Source organism: Actinoalloteichus sp. GBA129-24, from assembly GCF_001941645.1.
In the GTDB taxonomy this organism is placed as follows: domain Bacteria; phylum Actinomycetota; class Actinomycetes; order Mycobacteriales; family Pseudonocardiaceae; genus Actinoalloteichus_A; species Actinoalloteichus_A fjordicus.
Genome location: NZ_CP016077.1, coordinates 1,111,943 through 1,130,325 on the forward strand (window position 1 = coordinate 1,111,943; position 18,383 = coordinate 1,130,325).

Annotated in this window: 11 protein-coding genes; 8 read left to right on the forward strand and 3 right to left on the reverse strand. The window is 68.3% G+C overall.

What is annotated here, in order from left to right:
- Positions 1 to 15: 15 nt before the first annotated feature.
- Genes UA75_RS05155 through UA75_RS05165 form a run of 3 tightly spaced genes read left to right on the forward strand, consistent with a single transcriptional unit; the run spans position 16 to position 9,018 of the window.
- Positions 16 to 1,782 carry a non-ribosomal peptide synthetase gene (locus UA75_RS05155; RefSeq protein ID WP_075739275.1) on the forward strand — a complete coding sequence of 589 codons (1,767 nt, stop codon included), beginning with the start codon at positions 16 to 18 and terminating at the stop codon, positions 1,780 to 1,782.
- Positions 1,779 to 3,212 carry a condensation domain-containing protein gene (locus UA75_RS05160; protein WP_198042931.1) on the forward strand — a complete coding sequence of 478 codons (1,434 nt, stop codon included), beginning with the start codon at positions 1,779 to 1,781 and terminating at the stop codon, positions 3,210 to 3,212. Before UA75_RS05155 ends, UA75_RS05160 begins: the two co-directional genes overlap by 4 nt.
- Positions 3,205 to 9,018 carry a type I polyketide synthase gene (locus tag UA75_RS05165; RefSeq protein ID WP_075739277.1) on the forward strand — a complete coding sequence of 1,938 codons (5,814 nt, stop codon included), beginning with the start codon at positions 3,205 to 3,207 and terminating at the stop codon, positions 9,016 to 9,018. The genes UA75_RS05160 and UA75_RS05165 overlap by 8 nt, the downstream gene beginning before the upstream one ends.
- Before the next feature lie 113 nt (positions 9,019 to 9,131).
- On the opposite strand, the gene UA75_RS34340 is transcribed toward UA75_RS05165, so the two are convergent.
- On the reverse strand, positions 9,132 to 9,392 hold the full coding sequence (locus UA75_RS34340) for a hypothetical protein (RefSeq protein ID WP_232237634.1): 261 nt from the start codon (positions 9,390 to 9,392) through the stop codon (positions 9,132 to 9,134).
- Between UA75_RS34340 and UA75_RS05170 the strand changes: the two genes are divergently transcribed.
- The 5 genes from UA75_RS05170 to UA75_RS05190 all read left to right on the forward strand — a co-directional run bounded on the left by UA75_RS05170 (position 9,354) and on the right by UA75_RS05190 (position 16,981).
- A complete protein-coding gene (locus UA75_RS05170) occupies positions 9,354 to 10,190 on the forward strand; it encodes an amidinotransferase (protein ID WP_232237635.1) in 837 nt (278 codons plus the stop codon). The two genes, UA75_RS34340 and UA75_RS05170, sit on opposite strands and share 39 nt — an antisense overlap.
- Positions 10,187 to 13,339 carry a non-ribosomal peptide synthetase gene (locus UA75_RS05175; RefSeq protein WP_075739279.1) on the forward strand — a complete coding sequence of 1,051 codons (3,153 nt, stop codon included), beginning with the start codon at positions 10,187 to 10,189 and terminating at the stop codon, positions 13,337 to 13,339. Before UA75_RS05170 ends, UA75_RS05175 begins: the two co-directional genes overlap by 4 nt.
- A gap of 42 nt (positions 13,340 to 13,381) precedes the next feature.
- The gene (locus UA75_RS05180; RefSeq protein WP_075739280.1) at positions 13,382 to 14,398 is read left to right on the forward strand and encodes a fatty acid desaturase; all 1,017 of its coding nucleotides are present in this window, start codon (positions 13,382 to 13,384) and stop codon (positions 14,396 to 14,398) included.
- Positions 14,399 to 14,488: 90 nt separating this feature from the next.
- Positions 14,489 to 16,072, forward strand: coding sequence for an amino acid adenylation domain-containing protein (locus UA75_RS05185; protein WP_075739281.1), 1,584 nt, complete (start codon positions 14,489 to 14,491; stop codon positions 16,070 to 16,072).
- A gap of 99 nt (positions 16,073 to 16,171) precedes the next feature.
- Positions 16,172 to 16,981 (forward strand): mycofactocin-coupled SDR family oxidoreductase, encoded by an 810-nt coding sequence (locus UA75_RS05190; protein ID WP_075739282.1) that lies wholly within the window; start codon positions 16,172 to 16,174, stop codon positions 16,979 to 16,981.
- On the opposite strand, the gene UA75_RS05195 is transcribed toward UA75_RS05190, so the two are convergent.
- Both UA75_RS05195 and UA75_RS05200 read right to left on the reverse strand, forming a co-directional pair.
- Positions 16,974 to 18,023 (reverse strand): methyltransferase, encoded by a 1,050-nt coding sequence (locus UA75_RS05195; RefSeq protein ID WP_075739283.1) that lies wholly within the window; start codon positions 18,021 to 18,023, stop codon positions 16,974 to 16,976. The genes UA75_RS05190 and UA75_RS05195 overlap by 8 nt on opposite strands.
- Positions 18,024 to 18,099: 76 nt before the next feature.
- Positions 18,100 to 18,312 carry an MbtH family protein gene (locus tag UA75_RS05200; protein ID WP_075739284.1) on the reverse strand — a complete coding sequence of 71 codons (213 nt, stop codon included), beginning with the start codon at positions 18,310 to 18,312 and terminating at the stop codon, positions 18,100 to 18,102.
- Positions 18,313 to 18,383 lie beyond the last annotated feature (71 nt).

The window sequence follows — 18,383 nt, forward strand, 5'->3', positions numbered from 1 at the left end:
GGGAAGATTTGCCTCGTGAGTGGACTGTCCTTACTCGAACAGATCAGTGACATCGCTGCAAGTGACCCGCGTCGGCCTGCGGTGCGTGCAGGCGAAGGACTGCTCGACTACGGCGAAGTGATGTCGACGGTGACCGATCTGCGCGATCAGCTGCGCGCGCAGGGAGTCGGGCCGGAAGACGTGGTGGCAACCGTGTTGCCGCGGGGCGGTAATCCGATCATCGCCATGCTGGCCATCTGGATGGCGGGTGCGGCGTATCTGCCGGTCGACGTGAAATGGCCCGAGCGGCGGCGTGAGCTCGTCCTCGGCGAGGTGGCGACCTTCGCTCTGGAGATGTCCGACGGCGAGGCGCATGGTGGCATGCCGGGTGAATCCGGGTTCCGCATCCGACGCCTGCGCGAAGGTCACACCCGGGTCGACGGTGCGAGCGCGACCGAGCGGAATCTGGCCTATGTCCTCTGCACGTCCGGCTCCACCGGTACCCCGCTGGCCGTCGGTGTCGAGTTCGGCGCGTTGGACAACTACGCACGATACCTCCTCGACCTGGTGAGGCAGCCTGCTCTGCACTCCGAGGGCGACCTGCGGGTACTGCTGTCGGCCGATCTGGCTTTCGACGCGTCGCTCCGGCCCGTGCTGCTGCTCGCGGCGGGCGCCGAGCTCATCGTCGCGCCGGACCTGACGGAGGGCTCGTGGCAGGACCACATCGACTGCATCGCCGAGCACAAGGTCACGGTCCTCAGCGGCGTGCCGTCCTGGTACTCCGGGCTGTTGGGTGCGGGTTACGTACCCGGTGACTCCGCAGTGCAACTGGCCTTCATCGGTGGCGAGGCGGTGCCGAACGGCGTCGTGCGCCAACTGGCCGCGAGTCAGTCCGTCGTGGTGCAGTACGGACCTACGGAGACGACGGTCGCGGCGACGGGCGGTCGGCTCGTCGACGACGAGTTCCTGGAAGCACCGATCGGCGTACCCGTGCCGGGGGCGCAGATCCAGCTGTACCGCAACGTCGAGTTCGACCCGGCGATCGACGGCGAGCCTGCCTACCTGTATGTGGGCGGCGCGGGCGTCGCGCGCGGATACCTGAGCAACCCGCGGCTGACCGCAGAGCGATTCACCCCGAACCCCTCCGGCCCGCCGGGGTCGCGACTGTTCCGGACCGGCGATCTCGCGAAGGTGTCGCCGCAGGGCGCCTACAGTTTCCTGGGACGGTCGGACGATCAGGTCAAGATCAGCGGCAGGCGGATCGAACTCTCCGAGATCTCGACGGTCCTCAACCGGCATCCCGCTGTCGCCCAGTCGGTCGCCTTCGTCGACCGGGACTCCCCGAACCCCTTGCTCGTCGCCTGCTACGTCGGTGATCGTGGCGCGGCCGAATCGGGAGAGGAGGCCGGTGTTCGGGAATACCTGGCCCGCGAGCTCCCGAGCTACGAGGTGCCCGCCGTGGTTCGGCGCGTGGAGTCCATGCCGATGACCGAACGCGGGAAGGTCGATGTCCCGGCGCTCGCGCGGCTGGTGAAGCCTGCGGAGACCGACGCACGGGACGAGGAGCCCGATGATCCCGCCATGACCGACGTCGAGAAGCGGGTGATCGCGATCGTGCGCTCGACGTTGGATCTTCGGTGCTCGCTCGACGACGAGTTCTTCACGCTGGGTCTCAGCTCGCTGGACTCGCTGAACATCCTGGCCCAGATTCGCGAGGAACTCGGCGTCCGAGTGCGATTACGGGACTTCTTCCAGGCGCGCACCACTCGGAACCTCTGCAAGCTCATCGGGGACGTCAGTTGACTGGCGCGGCTGTGCGCAAACACGCCTTCCCGCTCGGTCCACTGCAGGAGCAGATCTGGCGCTTCTGGCGCCAGAACCCCCGGAGCACGGCATACATCATGCCGGAGGTCTATCTCTTCGACGGCGCCTTCGACGTCGCTGCCGTCACGTTCGCCTTCGACGAGACGGCGCGCCGCCACGAGTCCCTGCGAACAACCTTCCACGAGGTCGACGGCGCCGTCGTGCAGGTCGTCAGCCCCGATCCGGCGCACGCTCCGGTCGAGGTGCTCGATTTCCGGGAGCTGTCCGGGGCCGTGCAGGCCGAGCAGTTGGAACGCGCCATCACCGACGCGGCCAACTCGACATTCGACCTGACCCGCCTGCCTGCGATCAGGCTCACCGCCATCCTCCTGTCGGACAGACGGACGGGGCTGGTCCTGTCCGCTCACCAGATCATCTGCGACGGCAGCTCGATGGCGCTCGTCGTCGATGATTTCGGCGAGTTGTACCGCTCGGCCCGTGCGGGCACGACGCCGGAGCTCGTGCCGGTCACGCCGGGATATGCCGCCTTCGTGACGGAGCAGCTCGCGACCCTTGCCGACGACGCATCCCGCGACGACCTGGTGTCCTGGACCGAACGGCTCACGGGAGCCACCGGCAGCGTGCTGCCGGGAGACTCCCGGAAAGCGGTGGGCGATCCGGCGGCGTCGGACACCGACGATCTGTCCACCACATTACTGTCCACCACGCTCGACGACCGGCTGGCCGACGAGGTGGTGGCGTACGGGCGTCGTGCCGGGTCGACACCGTTCTCTGTTCTGCTCGCTGCGATGAACGTCATGATCGCCGCCGCCACCGGCGAGGGCGACGTGTGTGTCGGGACCGCGACGAGCTGCCGGACCCCGAAGTTCGCGCGCACCGTGGGAATGCTCACGAACCTGGTCGTGGCGCGCTCCCGGATCGATCTGTCTGGCACGTTCGCCGAAGCATCATACGAGGTGTCGCTGAACCTGCTGGATGCCATTGATGACCAGGACCTGCCGTTCAGCCGGGTGTCGGATCTGTGGCGGGAGAACGGATCCCTCGCCGACACCGAACTGGTCCGGACGACCTTCTCCGCAGGCGCCAGCGGTGGGCTGGCCCTGGGCGAGGGCAGTCTGTCGGAGCGGGTGGCGCGTACCTCGCAGGGGCCCTTCGCCCTCGGCGTCGTCTGCGACATCACCGAGGCAGGCATCGCTCTCGACTGGCAGTACGCGCTGCGCGCCTACTCGCCCCGGCTCTCTCTCGGCTATTGCGACGCGTATCAGCAGATCCTGACGATGTTGTTGAGGCAGCCCGACGCGGCGATGGACTCGCTCGGGATCACGGAGGTACTGCCTCGGGTCGACGCGGTCCCTGCGGAACGAGCCGACGGTCGGAGGCGCGGGGTGGGGGGAGAGGCAGATGCGTGAGCCGCTGGCCATCGTGGGCATGGCGTGTCGAGTCCCTGGTGCCGCCGATTACCGTGCGCTGTGGGCCAATGTCGAGGCAGGCTCGACGGGCATGGTGGAGGTCAGCGAGCAGGATCGTGAGCGCGAGGGGATCGTCCTTCCGCCGGACGTGAGACATCCTTACGTGCCCGTGGCCGCGCCGCTTGAGGACCACGACAGGTTCGACAACGCCGCCTTCGGCATCACCGCAGGCGAAGCCAACGGCGTCAATGTCAATCACCGCGTCATGATGGAGGTCGTCCTCGAGGCGTTGGAGGACGCAGGCTGCGACCCGCTGCGGCACTCCGGCAAGATCGGTCTGTTCGCCGCAGGCGGTGCGGCCTCGCCGATCACGGTCCTGGAGCGCATCGGCGACGCCCGGTGGGGCGATGCCGCGAGGCCGCTCAGGTCGTCGGAAGCGGTCAACTGGGTGTCGCTGCTCGATCACGACCTCCTGTCGACTCGGATCGCCTACGCCCTTGATCTCCGTGGCCCGTCCATGACGGTCCAGAGTGCCTGCTCCAGCTCGCTGGTCGCGCTGCACCTCGCCAGCCAGAGCGTGCTGTCCGGTGATTCCGATGTGGCCGTGGCCGGGGGCGTGAACGTCGAGCACCCGCATCGGGCGGGCTATTACCACCAGCCGGGCGGCATCTGGTCCTCGGACGGCCGCTGCCGTCCGTTCGACGCGTCCGCCGATGGCACGATCTCGGCGAGCGGGGCGGGCGCGGTGGTGATCAAACGACTCGACCACGCGCTCGCCGACGGAGACGCGATCCACGCCGTCATCCGCGGTAGCGCCATCAACAACGACGGCAGACGCAAGGCCGGGTTCACGGCGCCGAGTGTGAATCAGCAGAGCCAGGTCATCAGCGCGGCGCTGGCCGCTGCGGACGTGGCGAAGGGCGACATCGGCTACCTCGAGACCCACGGAACCGCGACCGAGATCGGGGATGTCGTCGAGTGGGCGGGCTTCGAACGTGCCCTCGGTGCCGAGGGCACGCGGTGCGCCATCGGCGCCGTCAAAGGCAACGTCGGCCATCTGGGTGCGGCAGCAGGCGTCGTCGGACTGATCAAGGCCGCACTCGTGGTCAGCCACGGTCGGATCCCGCCGGTCGCGAACTTCGTGCGGCTGAATCCGAGGATCACGGCGGGCCCCAGGCTGTTCGTGCCCGCAGACTCGACGGCCTGGGAGGACGACGGACGTCCGCGACGCGCCGGGGTGAGCTCGATGGGCGTCGGCGGTACCAACGCGCACGTCGTACTGGAGCAGGCGCCGGTGCGCGAGCAGACCGACGCGCCGGGCGACGGCGCGTACCTGCTTCCGGTCAGTGCCGCCTCGGCGCGCAGCGCAGAGAAGACGATGGACCGGGTGGCGGATTTCGTCACCGAGGACCCGGACTCCCTCGGCCGACTCGCCCACACGTTGACGACGGGCCGACGGGTGCTCGCCCACCGGCAGGCCGCCGTCGTGACCAGGCGCGATCAGCAGGTTGGCACGTGGCGGACGGCGGTTCGGCGGGCGAAGAAGAACCCCCACACCGTTCTCGTGTTCTCGGGGCAGGGGAGTGCACTCGGTGACCTGACGGTGGCCGAGGAGGAGATCGACGGCTTCGCCGACGCGTTCTCGGAGGCGCTGTCGAGCCTGGCGGTCGAGGACCGGCCGCTGGTGGCGGCCCGTCTCACCGGAGCGCCGGAGACCGAGCCCACACCGCGGATCACCGAGCTCGCGATGCTCGTCCGATCCGTGGCGATCGCGAGGTCGTTGCTCGGCGACGGCATCCAGCCTCGGTCCTTGTGCGGATACAGCCTTGGCGAGCTCGCCGCAGGCGTGGTCGGCGGAGTGTTCACCCTGGCCGAGGCTGCCACTGCGCTCACGGAGCGTGCCCGCATCCTGGCGGGTGCTCCGCCCGGCGAGATGATCCGAGTGCGGCTGCCCGAGGAGTCGGCGGCCCAGTACCTCAACGATCGTGTGTCGTTGGCAATCGTGCCCGGTGCCAGGGACTGCATCCTCAGCGGTGAGTCGCTCGCGATCGACGCGGTCGCGGCCGAGTTGCGGGCCGCCAAGGTCGCCTCGGTCCGGATTCCGGTCGCGCACCCTTATCACAGCGCGGTCCTGGAGCCGTTCCTTGAGAAGTACGCCGCGACCTGGGCCCAGATCGACCTGCGGCCCCCGACGCTGCGGCTGATGTCGCCGACGGCCGGCGGCCCACTCGACGAGGCGACTGCGCGGGACCCCGCATTCTGGGCAGGCCAGTTGGTCCGGCCGGTCCGGTTCGGTGACACGCTGAGCGCTCTGCGGTCCGACGGCGCGGATCTGGCCGTCGTCCTGGATTCCGGCACGGGCGTCACCCCGTTCGTCAAGGACGTGTTCGGTACCGACGCGGTGGCCATGACCACCGCAGGCCAGGCGGGGTACGACGCGAACTCGCGCGCCCGGCTTCTCGCGACGGCCTGGACGGCCGGGCACGACAAGGTGCTCCCGTCCACCGCCGAGCGCCGCGTGGAGGGCGCGCGAACCGCCGTCGTCCATGCCCCCACCTACGCGTTCGACCGGGACGACCGCGTCCGGGACGACGAGAAGAGGCACGAGCCCATGTCGGTGGAATCCAGCCCGGCTCGCGGTTCCGGTGGGCCACCGCTGCCGTCGCTCGCGCCTGAACCGGCGCAGGCCAAGGTTCAGGCGCCGGAGCCGATGTCGGCGCAACCTCCGCCCACCGCCGACCGCGACGGCATCGAGGAAGGCATCCGGCGGGTCGTCGCGAAGCTGGTCGGGCTCCCGCTGCACGAGGTGTCGCCGAGCACGTCCTTCATCAACGCCGGGTACGACTCGTTCCTGCTCATTCAGTTGGCGGATGCGCTGTCGGACGAGTTCAAGGTCGCCGTCGACGTCCGCCTGCTGTACTTCGAGCGGGACACGCCCGCCCTCCTGGCCGAGCACCTCGTCGACATCGTGCCTGCGAGCTGGCGCCCGTCGGGCGACGTGGCAGCGTCCGCCCCGGCCCCTGCACCGGCCCGCGTGCCTGCCCCCGCACCGGTCCGCGCCCCCGCGCCGCAGCCAGAGCCTGCTCCTCAGCTTGAGGAGACCGCCGACGCCCCTGCGGAGGAAGAGCAGGAGTGGGCCAGGCGTACCCCGGTGTCGAAACGAGTCACCGAAGAGGACCGGTACACGCTCGTCGACCAGCGGAACGTGGTGTTCTCGCTGCGTACGGGCCGCCGCGAGGTGAGCTATCCCGTGGTCGGGGTCAAGGGTGAGGGCTCGCACTTCGTCGACGTGGACGGCCGCGAGTACCTCGACCTGTGCATGGGCTTCGGCGTCACCATGTTGGGACACGCGTCCGAGCCGGTGAAGCAGGCTCTGCGCTCCTTCGAGCCCTCCGACCTGTTGCTGGGCCCGCAGTCGTCGACCGCGGGTGACGTCGCCCGAGGCATCGCGTCGTTGACAGGGGTCGACCGGGTCGGCTTCGCCACCTCGGGCACCGAGGCGGTCATGGCCGCTGTGCGCGCGGCTCGCGCCAAGACCGGGCGAGACCTGCTCGCGGTGTTCACCGGTTCGTTCCACGGCACGTTCGACGGAGTGCTGGTCGCTCCTCGGGCAGGCGGACTGCCGGGTGAGGCGACGACCCTCGGCCGGGGCACGCCTGCCGGGATGGTTCAGGACGTCCTCGCCGTCCCGTATGACGAGTCGGCGATCCCCATCCTCGAGTTCTACGGCGACCGCTTGGCGGCGGTGTTGGTCGAGCCGGTCCAGAGCCGACGCCCCGGCTACCAGCCCGGCGAGCTGTTGCAGCGGCTTCGCACGCTCACCAGCGAGCTGGGTGCCGCCCTGATCTTCGACGAGATCATCACCGGGTTCCGGTGCCATCCGGCCGGTGCGGCCGGCTACTTCGGTGTCCGACCGGATCTGGTCACTTATGGCAAGGTCATCGGCGGCGGCATGCCCATCGGAGTCATCGCGGGCGAGGCGGAGTTCATGGCGCCCATCGACGGCGGTCGCTGGCGGCAGGGCGACGCCGGGCTGCCGCATCGGCCGAGCATGGTGTTCTCCGGAACGTTCAGCAAACAACCGATGGCGATGGCCGTCGCGCAGCACATGGTCGGATATCTGCGGAAGGAGTCGCCTCGGCTGCAGGCCGACCTCACCCGGCGGACTGCCGATCTCGCCGAGGCGATCAATGCACACTCGGCGGCACACGGTTATCCGGTCACGGTCGAGAACTTCTCGTCCCTGTTCCGTATCAACGTCGGCGGCTCCGAGCGAGCGGAGAACATGTTCTTCCTTGGCCTGCTCGGCCGTGGTGTCTATGTGTGGGAGGGGCGCACCTGCTTCCTCTCCGCTGCACACGACGATGCGGACTGCGAGCGAATCGTGCGGACCGTCGCCGAGACCTCGGCCGAGATCGCCGCGAGCGGCCTCTGGCCGGGAATCGGAGCAGCGGTCGCACCCGCACGGCCGCTGTCGCCTCAACCACCGAGTCCCCCCGACGAATCGTCGCCGGTCGTCGGCCAGGCCCCGCTCACCGACGGTCAGAAGCTGCTGTGGATGAGCAGCGAACTGGGCGGCGATCGCGGCGCCTCGTATCGCATGTCCGACGTGCGCCGGATCGAGGGCGCGATCGACGAGAAGCGGTTGGCGGCCGCCATCGCCTCGGTCGCGCAACGACACGAGGCGATGCGGATCGGATTCGATCAGGATGGCGCGGCGCAGAACTCCGTCGCCCACGCCGTTCCGAAGCTGACCACGTGCGCCATGAGTGACGCGTCGCCGGAGGACGTCGAGGCCCTCCTCAGCCGGTTCGCGAAGCGGCCGGTCGACATGTCGGTCCCGTCGCTGTTCCAGTTCCACCTCGTTCAGACCGGCGACGTCTCGTTCCTACAGGCCACCGCGCCGCACGCGGTGGTGGACGGCTGGTCGTTCGAGGTTCTGTGGGCGGAACTGTCGTCCTGCTACCTGGGGGATGCGGCGAGCCACGCCCTCGCCACGCCTGCGAGCTTCCTGGAGTATGCGCGGTTCAAGCGAGCCGAGGAGGACGCACAGTTCGACACGAACGCCGCGCTGTGGCGCCCAAGGCTGGACAGCTTCTGGACGGCGGGCCGAATGATCGACGGTAGCGGGCCGTTCGTGCCGGTCACTCGCATCGATTCATTCTCCGAGACGAGTCTGGCTGACTTGCGCAGCGTCTCGCGCACCAGCCGGTCCACGATGCACACTGCGGCGCTGTCGGCGGTGACGGTGGCGTCGGCGCTGCTCATGGGCGTACCGCAGGCGATCGTGATGGCCCACCGGACCGGGCAACCGCACTACGCAGGCAAGCCGCTCGTCGGCTTCTGCGTGGACCAGCTGCCGGTCGTCGTGGAGCTCTCCGACGATCGCAGCCTGACGGACGTGACCAGGGACGTCCAGCTGCAGCTCGTGGACACCTCGAACGCCACAGCAGGCCTGTACCGGCTGCTGCAGGACCGGCGCTACCGCAGGCTTCCTGCCGCTCTCCTCGCGTTCGACTACGCGCACGAGAGCCAGGGGGACCTGTTCGGGTTCGCGGCCGCACCGGTGGCGATGCCGCGCGAGGCCATGCCCCGGCCGGTGATGGTGACCGTCGAGGAGCACAGCGCCGGCTTCGAGATCATCTCGGAGGTGTCGCAGGCCAGCGACCTCGCGCCGTACGCGGTGGACCTGGCAGTCATGGTGGAGCAGGTGCTGTCTAATCCCACCGTCCCGCTCGGTGAACTGCGCCAAGGCCGGTCTAGTCGTGGATCGAATTTCGATCAATCGAATGAGCGTGACAGTTAATCTATATCCACGACCTGAGGGTCATCGGAGGATGGGGGTCCAGATTGTCGAGCGACCGGACAGATACTGCGGTGCATGATTTAGACCATGCTCTTGGCACGGCGACTGCGGCGTCAAGCCCGGTCGAGTGTTACAACGAATGGGACCCGCTCGAGGAAGTTATTGTTGGAATTGTCGACAATGCCCATTTTCCGCCATGGCATGTCGCCGTCGGCGCGCCGCTGTCGGCGGCGCAACGCGAGATCTTCCAGCAGCGGGCCGGGCAGCCGTTCCCGGCCGACCAGGTGGCCGCCGCGCGTGATGAGCTCGATCAGCTCGCGGAGATCCTCGAAAGCATGGGCGTCGTGGTGCGTCGGCCGGAACCGCGTGATCACTCTGCCTCCTATGGCGTTCCCGGCTGGTCGAGCACCGGGCTGTACGACGCCATGCCGCGGGACCTGTTGCTCGTCGTCGGTGACGAGATCATCGAAGCGCCGATGGCATGGCGGTCGCGGTACCACTCTGTGTCGGCGTTCCGACCACTGCTGAAGGACTACTTCCGGCGCGGGGCGCGGTGGACTTCGGCGCCGAAGCCCGAGCTGCACGATGACCTGTACGTGGAAGACTGGACGGATCAGCCCGACGGCGAGCCGTTCCGTTCGGTGATCACGGAGTACGAGCCGACCTTCGACGCGGCCGACTTCATGCGCTTCGGCCGGGACATCTTCGCCCAGCGCAGCCACGTCACCAACGGGATGGGCATCGAATGGTTGCGCAGGCACCTCGGTGACGACTATCGCGTCCACGAGGTCACGCTCGAGGACGACCACCCGATGCACATCGACGCGAGCCTGGTGCCGCTCGCTCCAGGGAAGCTGCTCATCCAGGCCGAGCGGGTGCCGGAGGTGCCCAGCCTGTTGAAGGACTGGGAGGTGCGAGTCGCGCCCACGCCGGTCATACCCGACAGCCACCCGTTGTACATGACCAGCAAGTGGATCAACATGAACGTGCTGATGATCGACGAGGAGCACATGCTCGTGGAGGCCCAGGACGTGCCGATGCAGCGGCTGGCCGAGAGCTGGGGCATCACTCCGGTCCCCTGTCCGTTCCGCAACTTCAACAGCTTCGGTGGTTCGTTCCATTGCGCGACGACCGACGTTCGCCGCCGTGGCGAGTTGCGGTCCTACTTGTGAAGCCGGTGGGGCGCCTGGTGCACCGGCTCATCGAGGCGCAGGCCGAGCAGACCCCGGACGCGGTGGCAGTGGTCTGGGATGGCGGGACCTACACCTTCCGCCAACTCGATCAGCGGGCCACCGTGCTCGCCACCCTGCTCGTCGAGCGCGGTGTTCGGCCAGAACGCCTGGTAGGCGTGAGCATGGAGCCGTCGCCCCTGCTCCTCGTGGCGATGTTCGCGATCTGGAAGGCAGGCGGGGCCTACGTCCCCATCGACGCGTCGCTGCCGCGCGACGTCGCCGAGGGCATGGTCTCCGACGCAGGAGTGACCTTGCTGATCGGCAATGGTCCCGTCGCGGTGGATCTCGCCGGGGTGCATACGATCGATCTCGACGGCCTCGACCTGTCGAGTCCGCCCACGGCCCTGCCGTCAGTAGAGCTGCACCCGTCTAACCTCGCGTACTGCGTGTTCACGTCGGGCTCGACGGGTAAGCCCAAGCTGGTCGCGGCCGCGCACGCGAGCTTCGTCAACCACGCGCGGGCGCTGCGCGACCAACTGTCGCTGGGCCCACAGGATCGTTCGCTGCAGTCCACGGCGATGGCCTTCGACGCCGCGCTCGAGGAGATCCTCCCGGCGTGGCTGGCCGGAGGCGCGGTGGTGATGCCGGCACAGAGCAAGTTCACCAGCTGGGAGTTCACCGGGCTCATCGAGCGGCTGTCGGTGACGATGGTCAGCCTGCCCAGCGCCTACTGGCACCTGTGGGTCGACGACCTGGTGGCAGGCGTGGTGAGCCTGCCGCCGAGCCTGCGCACCGTGTTCATCGGCGGCGACAAGATCCTCGTCGACAAGCTGACGGCCTGGTACGGCGTTCCGGGTGCGGAACGGATCAACTGGGTGTCGGACTACGGGCCGACCGAGACGTCGATCAGCGTCGCCCTGCACCATCCCGCCCGCGACGGCATCGGCGGCTCCGACGGTTCCGACTATGCCCTGGTGTCGCTCGGCCGTGCGTTCGCGCAGGCAGCGCTGTACATCCTCGACGACGAGTTGCGGCTCGTGCCCGACGGCGAGCCCGGCGATCTGTGGGTGGGCGGCCCGCCGGTGACCCGCGGCTACTACGGAGCTCCGGCGATGACAGCCGACCGCTACCGTCCGGACCCGCAAGGGTCGTCCGGTGCGCGGATGTACCGGACCGGCGATCGCGCCGCCCGGATGCCCGATGGCACGCTCTCCTTCCTCGGCCGTTCCGATCGCCAGGTGAAGATCCGCGGGCAGCGGGTGGAACTCGGCCAGGTGGAGAGCGCGCTGCATCAACTCGACGGCGTGACGGACGCCGTGGCCGTCGTGGTCCAGAACCGGACTGCGGGGTCGTCCCTCGTCGCGTACGTCGAGACCGGGCCCGACGTCTCGGAGGCCGAGATCAAGGCCCGCCTGGTCGAGCGGCTGCCCGAATCCGCGCTGCCGACGCACATCGTGCTGCTGGACAAGATCCCGCGTTCGCCGCTGAACGGGAAGGTGTCACGAGCCGCCTTGCCGTCGATCGGCGAGGCACGAGCCTGCCGTCTCGACGTCGCGGCCATGACCACGCTCGAACGCGCGGTCGCCATGGTCGTCGCCGACGTTCTCGGCGTGTCGGTCAGCGACCGACACGAGGACGTCTTCTCCATCGGCGGGGACTCGCTGCAGGGTATGCAGATCCTGAGCCGGGTCGCCGAGGTGACCGGTGTGGCACTGACCTTCACCCAGTTCCGCGCGGCCCCGCACGTCGCCGGGATCGCCGCGTCGGTGACGCGGCTCCGCGGCGCAGGCGCCGCCGAGTACGCGATCGCTCCCGCCGCGAACCGCGAGGAGTGGCAGCCCGCGTCGCGTGGACAGCAGGCGCTCTGGTACCTCGACAAGGTGCACCGAGGTGCGCCCCTGTACGCGATCCCGGTCTGCTATCGGATCCGCGGACCGCTCGACATCGAACGCCTGGACGCCGCCCTGACCGCCATCGTCACCCGGCACGAGGCACTGCGGACGGTGCTGGTCCAGAAGGGCGGCACGGTGTGGCAACACGTCCGCCCCGCCGAGCCGGTCCGGACCGAGGTCGTCCGCGCCGACGACTTCACCGACGCCGCCGAGCGCGTCCAGACCGCGGCCGGGGGCACCTTCGACCTGGGCACGGGACCGCTGCTGCGCTCGTCGGCGTTCCAGTTCGACGGCGAGTGGTTGTGGCTGCTCGACGTGCACCACGCGGTGTTCGATGCCTGGTCGCTGGCCGTGTTCTGGCACGAACTCGCGGCGCTCTACGAGGGCCGACCGCTGCCGGACGTCGCCGTGCAGTACGCCGACTACGTCGTGTGGCAGCAACGCTGGTTGGCGGGGCCGGAGGCGGCAGCGCAGCGGGCGTACTGGTCGACACAGCTGACGGGCGCCCCTGAGCCTGCGCAGCTGGGAACGGGGCGAGCGGCCGGGGCCCGCGTGGGCACGGACGGCTTCGCCCTGCGGTTGCCGCCCTCGGCCATCGACACCGCGGCCGTCAAGCGCGTTGCCCAGGAGTGTCGGTCCACTCCGTACACCGTCCTTCTCGCGTCCTTCTTCCTCGCCCTCAGCCGTGCGATCGGCACGGACGAGCCGGTAGTCGGCCTGCCGGTCGCCTGCCGTAACCGACCAGGTACCGAGAACATCATCGGATACCTCGTGAACACGGTCGCGGTGCGCGCCCGGTTGAACCGGGCCATGAGTTTTCGCGATGTGGTCGCCGACGTCGACGCGGCAATGGCCGAAGCCCTGACGAACCAGGACCTGCCCTTCGCCGATGCAGCCGATGGAGCGTCGCGCAGCGCCCGAGCAGGCGCTCCGCCGATCTTCCAGGCGATGTTCGGGTTCCAGTCCACACCGCTCGACAGCCTCGACGGCATCGCGGGACTGACCATCGTCGAGCACTTCGTGCACTCCGGAACAGCCAAGACGGCACTGACCTGGACGGCGCGCAACGAAGCGACCGGTCTGGTCGGCGAGATCGAGTACGCCGCCGACGCCTTCGACACGGAGTCCGCCGCGCAGTGGCAGGCCGACCTGATGGCCACCCTGGACGCGGCGCTGGCCGAACCGGACCAGTCGATCGGCACGCTCCTCGACAGGTCCGTGCGGTGTGATCCCGGCTCTGTAGAACGTATCGGTTGAGTTGGAGAGGATCTGATCATGTCGCCGACTTTCTCTGACACCATGTCCGGTGGTCGAGGGGCTCGACATCGGTTCGCTCCGGAGATTCTCGACGCCGTCCGCGTCGCGTCTCGCCCGGACAACTGGCGCGGTCCCACCGAACTCGCCCGGCACTGGTTCTGGATCGCGTTCTGGTGTGCGGCGTCGGTGTGGACCTTCAACAACTGGACGCTCTGGGCGTCAATCCCGGTGTACCTGCTCGCTGCCTTCTTCATCGGCGGCCGCCAGCGCGCGGTGGCGGGTGTGCTGCACATGGCCACGCACCGTGCGTTCATGGCCAACCATCGGGTCGGCAGCGTCCTGGGCGCCGTCTTCGGCGGGTACCCGGTGCTGCAGAGCTTCACCGCGTACCGCGCATCGCATCTCGGCGAACACCACGGCCGCTTGGGCGACCCGGAGCGCGATCCCGACTACCGCCAGTACAAGGACAACGGCCTGTGCGGCGACAACCTGGGTCGCCCGGCGTTGAACCGCTATCTGCGCAAGGTGGTAGGCCCGAGGTCCACCGGCTCGTACATCCTCTACCTGCTGCGGCACCGGATCTGGTCGAGGGACGAGGCGCCGTTCGAGCGCGCCCTGCGCATCACCTTGCTCGTCGCCGTGCTGGCGTGGGCGGTGGTCGCCAACTGGTGGCTGTGGTTGATCCTGCTCTGGTTCGTTCCGCTGGTGACCACGCAGGTCTGGATCGGCGCGGTAGCCGAGTTGATGGAGCACTTCCCGCTCATCGAGAACGCGCCGCGCATAGACCTCTACATGTCGTGGAACCGGGACTACGGGTTCTGGACTCGTTTCCTGTTCGGCGAGACCGACGGCGAAGGATTCCACCTGGTCCATCACCTGTTTCCCAGGACGCCGATGTGGCGCCTGCGTGAGGTCGACGCCATCCTCGCGAAGGACCCGGTGTACGCCGCGCTTCCTCGGCTCAGCGGGGTGCTCGGTGGCATGGTGCAGATCTACCGGTCGCTGCCGCCGACCCCACGTCGACGCCCGCAGACGGGCGCGGTTCCGACAACCACGTAGTCGCGCCGCAGGGCCACAGCTCGCCGCGCTGAGATACGGATATACGGCGAACTCCACCTTCTTCCCCGGTGAGGAACCACATTGGATCACATGAGCGGCTCGACCTCGTTGGTCTCGCGGTTCGAACGACAGGCCGGATCCACGCCGGCGGCGATCGCGATCGACGACGCTGGTCAGCGTGTCACCTACCAGCAGCTCGACGCATGGTCGGACGAGGTCTGCGCCGAGCTGATGGCGGCCGGGGTCGTACCCGGCGGTCTCGTCGGAGTGCTGCTGCCCCGTGACTCGCGTTGGATCGCCGCGATCCTGGGCGTGCTGAAGACCGGCTGCGGTTACGTGCCCCTCGATCCGATGTATCCGGCCGAGCGACTGGCCATGATGGCGTCGGATTCGGCGCTCACACTGGTCCTCGGCGAATCCTCGGGGACGGAACCGGTCCTGGGCCTGCCGTGTGTGGCGATGCCTGCCCCGACTGCGCAGGGTCGGTCGACGGCCCACCCGCCCGTCGGCCCCGACGCACCGGCGTACGTCATCTACACGTCGGGTTCGACCGGGCGGCCGAAGGGGGTGCCGATCAGGCACCGCAACGTGCTCGCTCTCCTGGACGCCGCCCGCGCTCGAATGCCGTTCGCGGCCACCGACGTCTGGTCCTTGTTCCACTCCTTCAGTTTCGACTTCTCGGTATGGGAGATGTGGGGGCCGTTGCTGTCGGGCGCCCGCATCGTCCTCGTCCCGCAGAATGTGCGGCTGGACCCGCAGGAGTTCGTCTCCTTCCTGGCGAGTTCCGGTGTCACCGTGTGCAACATGGTTCCGTCGATCTTCCGGCATCTCGTCGCGTCGGGTGACGGTCCGCAGGACGAGCTGGCGCTGCGCCAGGTCGTCTTCGGTGGTGAGGCGGTCGACCCGGTGTCGGTCTCGGAGTGGCTGTCGGCACTGCCCGCCGACCGCCGCCCGGCAATCGCGAACATGTACGGGATCACCGAGTCGACCGTGCACGTGACGCTGCGACAGATGACGGCAGCCGATTTCTCGCGCTCCGCGCCGGGAACCCTCATCGGCACGCCGCTGTCCCACGTGCGGATGCGACTGGTGGACTCGCAGCTGCGGCCGGTCGAGCCAGGGGACGTCGGCGAGATCCTCCTCGACGGTGCCGGGATCAGCGACGGCTATCTCGGCCGCGCGGAGCTCAACCGCGAGCGGTTCCCCACCAGGATCGGCGACGACGGATCGAGCGAACACTGCTTCCGCACCGGCGATCTCGCCAGCTGGGACGAGGCCACGGGCAGCTACGTCCACCGCGGCCGCATCGATGATCAGGTGCAGCTGCGCGGTCACCGCATCGAGTTGGGCGAGGTCGAGGCGTCGCTGCGAGCCTGTCCCGACGTGTTCGACGCCGCCGTGGTGCTGCACAGTCCCGCCGGGCGCGATTCGAGCCTCCTGGCCCACGTCGTCGCGGCTCCGTCCACTGCGGCCGCCCCGCACCACACGCACGAGGCGGATGACCCCGAGCACGCACACCGGGTCGTGCGGGCGATCAGGTGCAGCCTGGCCGACCTACTGCCGCACTACATGATTCCGCAGCACATCCGACTGGTCCCGACCTTGCCGACGAGCGAAAGCGGCAAGGTGGATCGCAATGCACTTGTTCCGCCTTCCCACTCGGCTGAACAGTAATATTCTATCCGGGCGGACGCATTCGACGAGAATTCCGAGAGCTGGGGGGCTCGGCTGCGTCGGCGTAGTGATTTGCCAGCATTCGACGTAAGGAGAGTTGTGTATCGTCTCGACGGCAGGGTCGCGTTCATCACTGGGATCGGCCGAGGTCAAGGGCGCAATCAGGCGGTGCGGCTGGCTTCCGAAGGTGCGGACATCATCGGTGTCGACATCTGTCGTGATGTCGAATCCGCGGCCTATTCGATGGCGTCGGAAGACGACATGGCCGAGACCGTGCGACAGGTGGAGGCACTGGGCAGGCGAGTCGTCGCCCGGGTCGCCGACGTGCGTGATGGTGCGGCGTTGCGAAAGGCCGTGCAGGAGGGAGTCGAGCAGTTCGGCAGGCTGGACTTCGTGGTGGTGAATGCAGGCATCAGCACCGCCCAGTTCGGGATGACGACGCCGGAGCAGGAAGAGCAGGCATGGAATGACGTCATCGCCGTGAACCTCACCGGGGCCTGGAACACCGTGCAGGCTGCCATCCCGTACATGGTCACTCGCGGGCGAGGCGGTTCGATCGTCTTCATCGGCTCGACCGCGGGGCTGCGTGGCCAGCGGGCGGGCGGGTACACCGCAGCCAAGCACGGCGTCGTCGGAATCATGCGTGGGCTGGCCAACGAGCTGGCCGAGGACAACATCCGCGTCAACGTCGTGCACCCTGCGGCGGTCAACACCCCGATGGCGGTCAACGAGGGGATGCAGGCGTACGTAGACGCGCAGGCCCAGCAGGGTGGGGGTGACCAGAACGTGACGCTGTTGGAGCCTTCCGACATCACCGCCGCCGTCGCGTTCCTGCTCTCGGACGAGGCCCGCTACATCACCGGCACGGACCTCCCGGTCGATGCGGGGTTCGTGAACCGCGTCAGCTAGCGCGCAGCGACAGCAGGACGCTCTGCACTTCGAGTACCTCTCGTTCGGCGAGTGCGTCGAGGTAAGCGGCCCGCTCAGCCCGCCCGACGGCCAGCAGTGAATGCGGCGGTATCCAGCGGTCGCGGACCATGTCTCGGCTCAGCGTGAACGGCGACGAACTGTCGGTCGCCGTGCTCAGGTGCCAGCTGTCCCGGTCGGGGATCATTCGGCGGAGCAGGCCGTCGAGTGACCCGTCCGCAGCGGTGATCTCCGTGTCGAACCAGACCTGTGCGACGCCTCGCTGGTCGAGAAGGTCACGAAGCGTGGTGTTGATGAAAGCGAACGCGGTGGTGCTGTCCGGAGCGTTGAACGCGATCCGCGAATAGGTGGCGGGGTCGGTGTAGGTCGTGCAGTCGCCGACGACGTACCGGGCGTCGACACCGTTGATCGCGGCGTTCGCGGTGGCGTAGGCCACTGATCGGGCGCCGATGTCGACGCCCACCCGCTGCGGATGACCCGAAGCAGCCAGTTGGGACAGGAAGCCGCTCCCACATCCCATGTCGAGGAATGATCGGCCCGGCAGATCGAGGTCTTCGACGCCTCGGAGCAGTTCGATCGATGAGGCGTGCGGCGGCATGCACCCGCCGTCGGGCCAGTCTCGGGTGAAGCCGTCCGGACCGTGCTCGAACAGCCGGTCGGAGAGGAAGAACCCGTCCTGGTACTCGGTGATGGCGACGGTGCCGCGCCTTTCGCGATCCGGAAGGATCGTGACCAGCCCGAGGTCGACGAGCAGGGCGGCGAGTTCCGGAGCCAGGAGCCTCCACCGTTCCGCCTGCACCTGTCCACCCAGGAGGAATAACTCGAACAGGACCGCGGCAGGGTCGTCGATCAGCGACACTTCTCCGAGGTGGTACAGCGAGAACCGCCCGATGTCAGACAGGACGGTGTCGCTGGACGTATCGAGCGCGAGCAGGGTCGGCAGCTGATCGGTCCGGTAGTTCGCCGCGCGGAGCAATGCGCCGAGTCGGCCGAGGGAGTCGCGCTCGGCCCAGAACGTGTCCATATGAATTGCCCCTGGTTCGGTGAAGACGGCGCCCTTGGTCGGGCCTCGATGGCGGCGGTTCTTCAGCCGGTGTCGGCTATCCGCGAGCGTCCATCGCCTGCCGCACGCTCTTGGGTCGCATGTCGGTCCAGACCTCGCCGATGTAGTCCAGGCATTCGGTCTTGCTGCCCGTGTGACCGATTTCGTTCCAGCCGGCAGGCAGCGATCGACCGGCAAGCCAGATCGAGTACTGCTCTTCCTCGTTGACTACGACCGAGTAGGTCCGGTTGTCCACGTCGTTCTCGTTCACGAGCTGCCTCCGTGTGTTCTTCAACCAACGGCATGAGCTTAGCGCCCTGCCGAGTAGGTTACTCGCGCGCC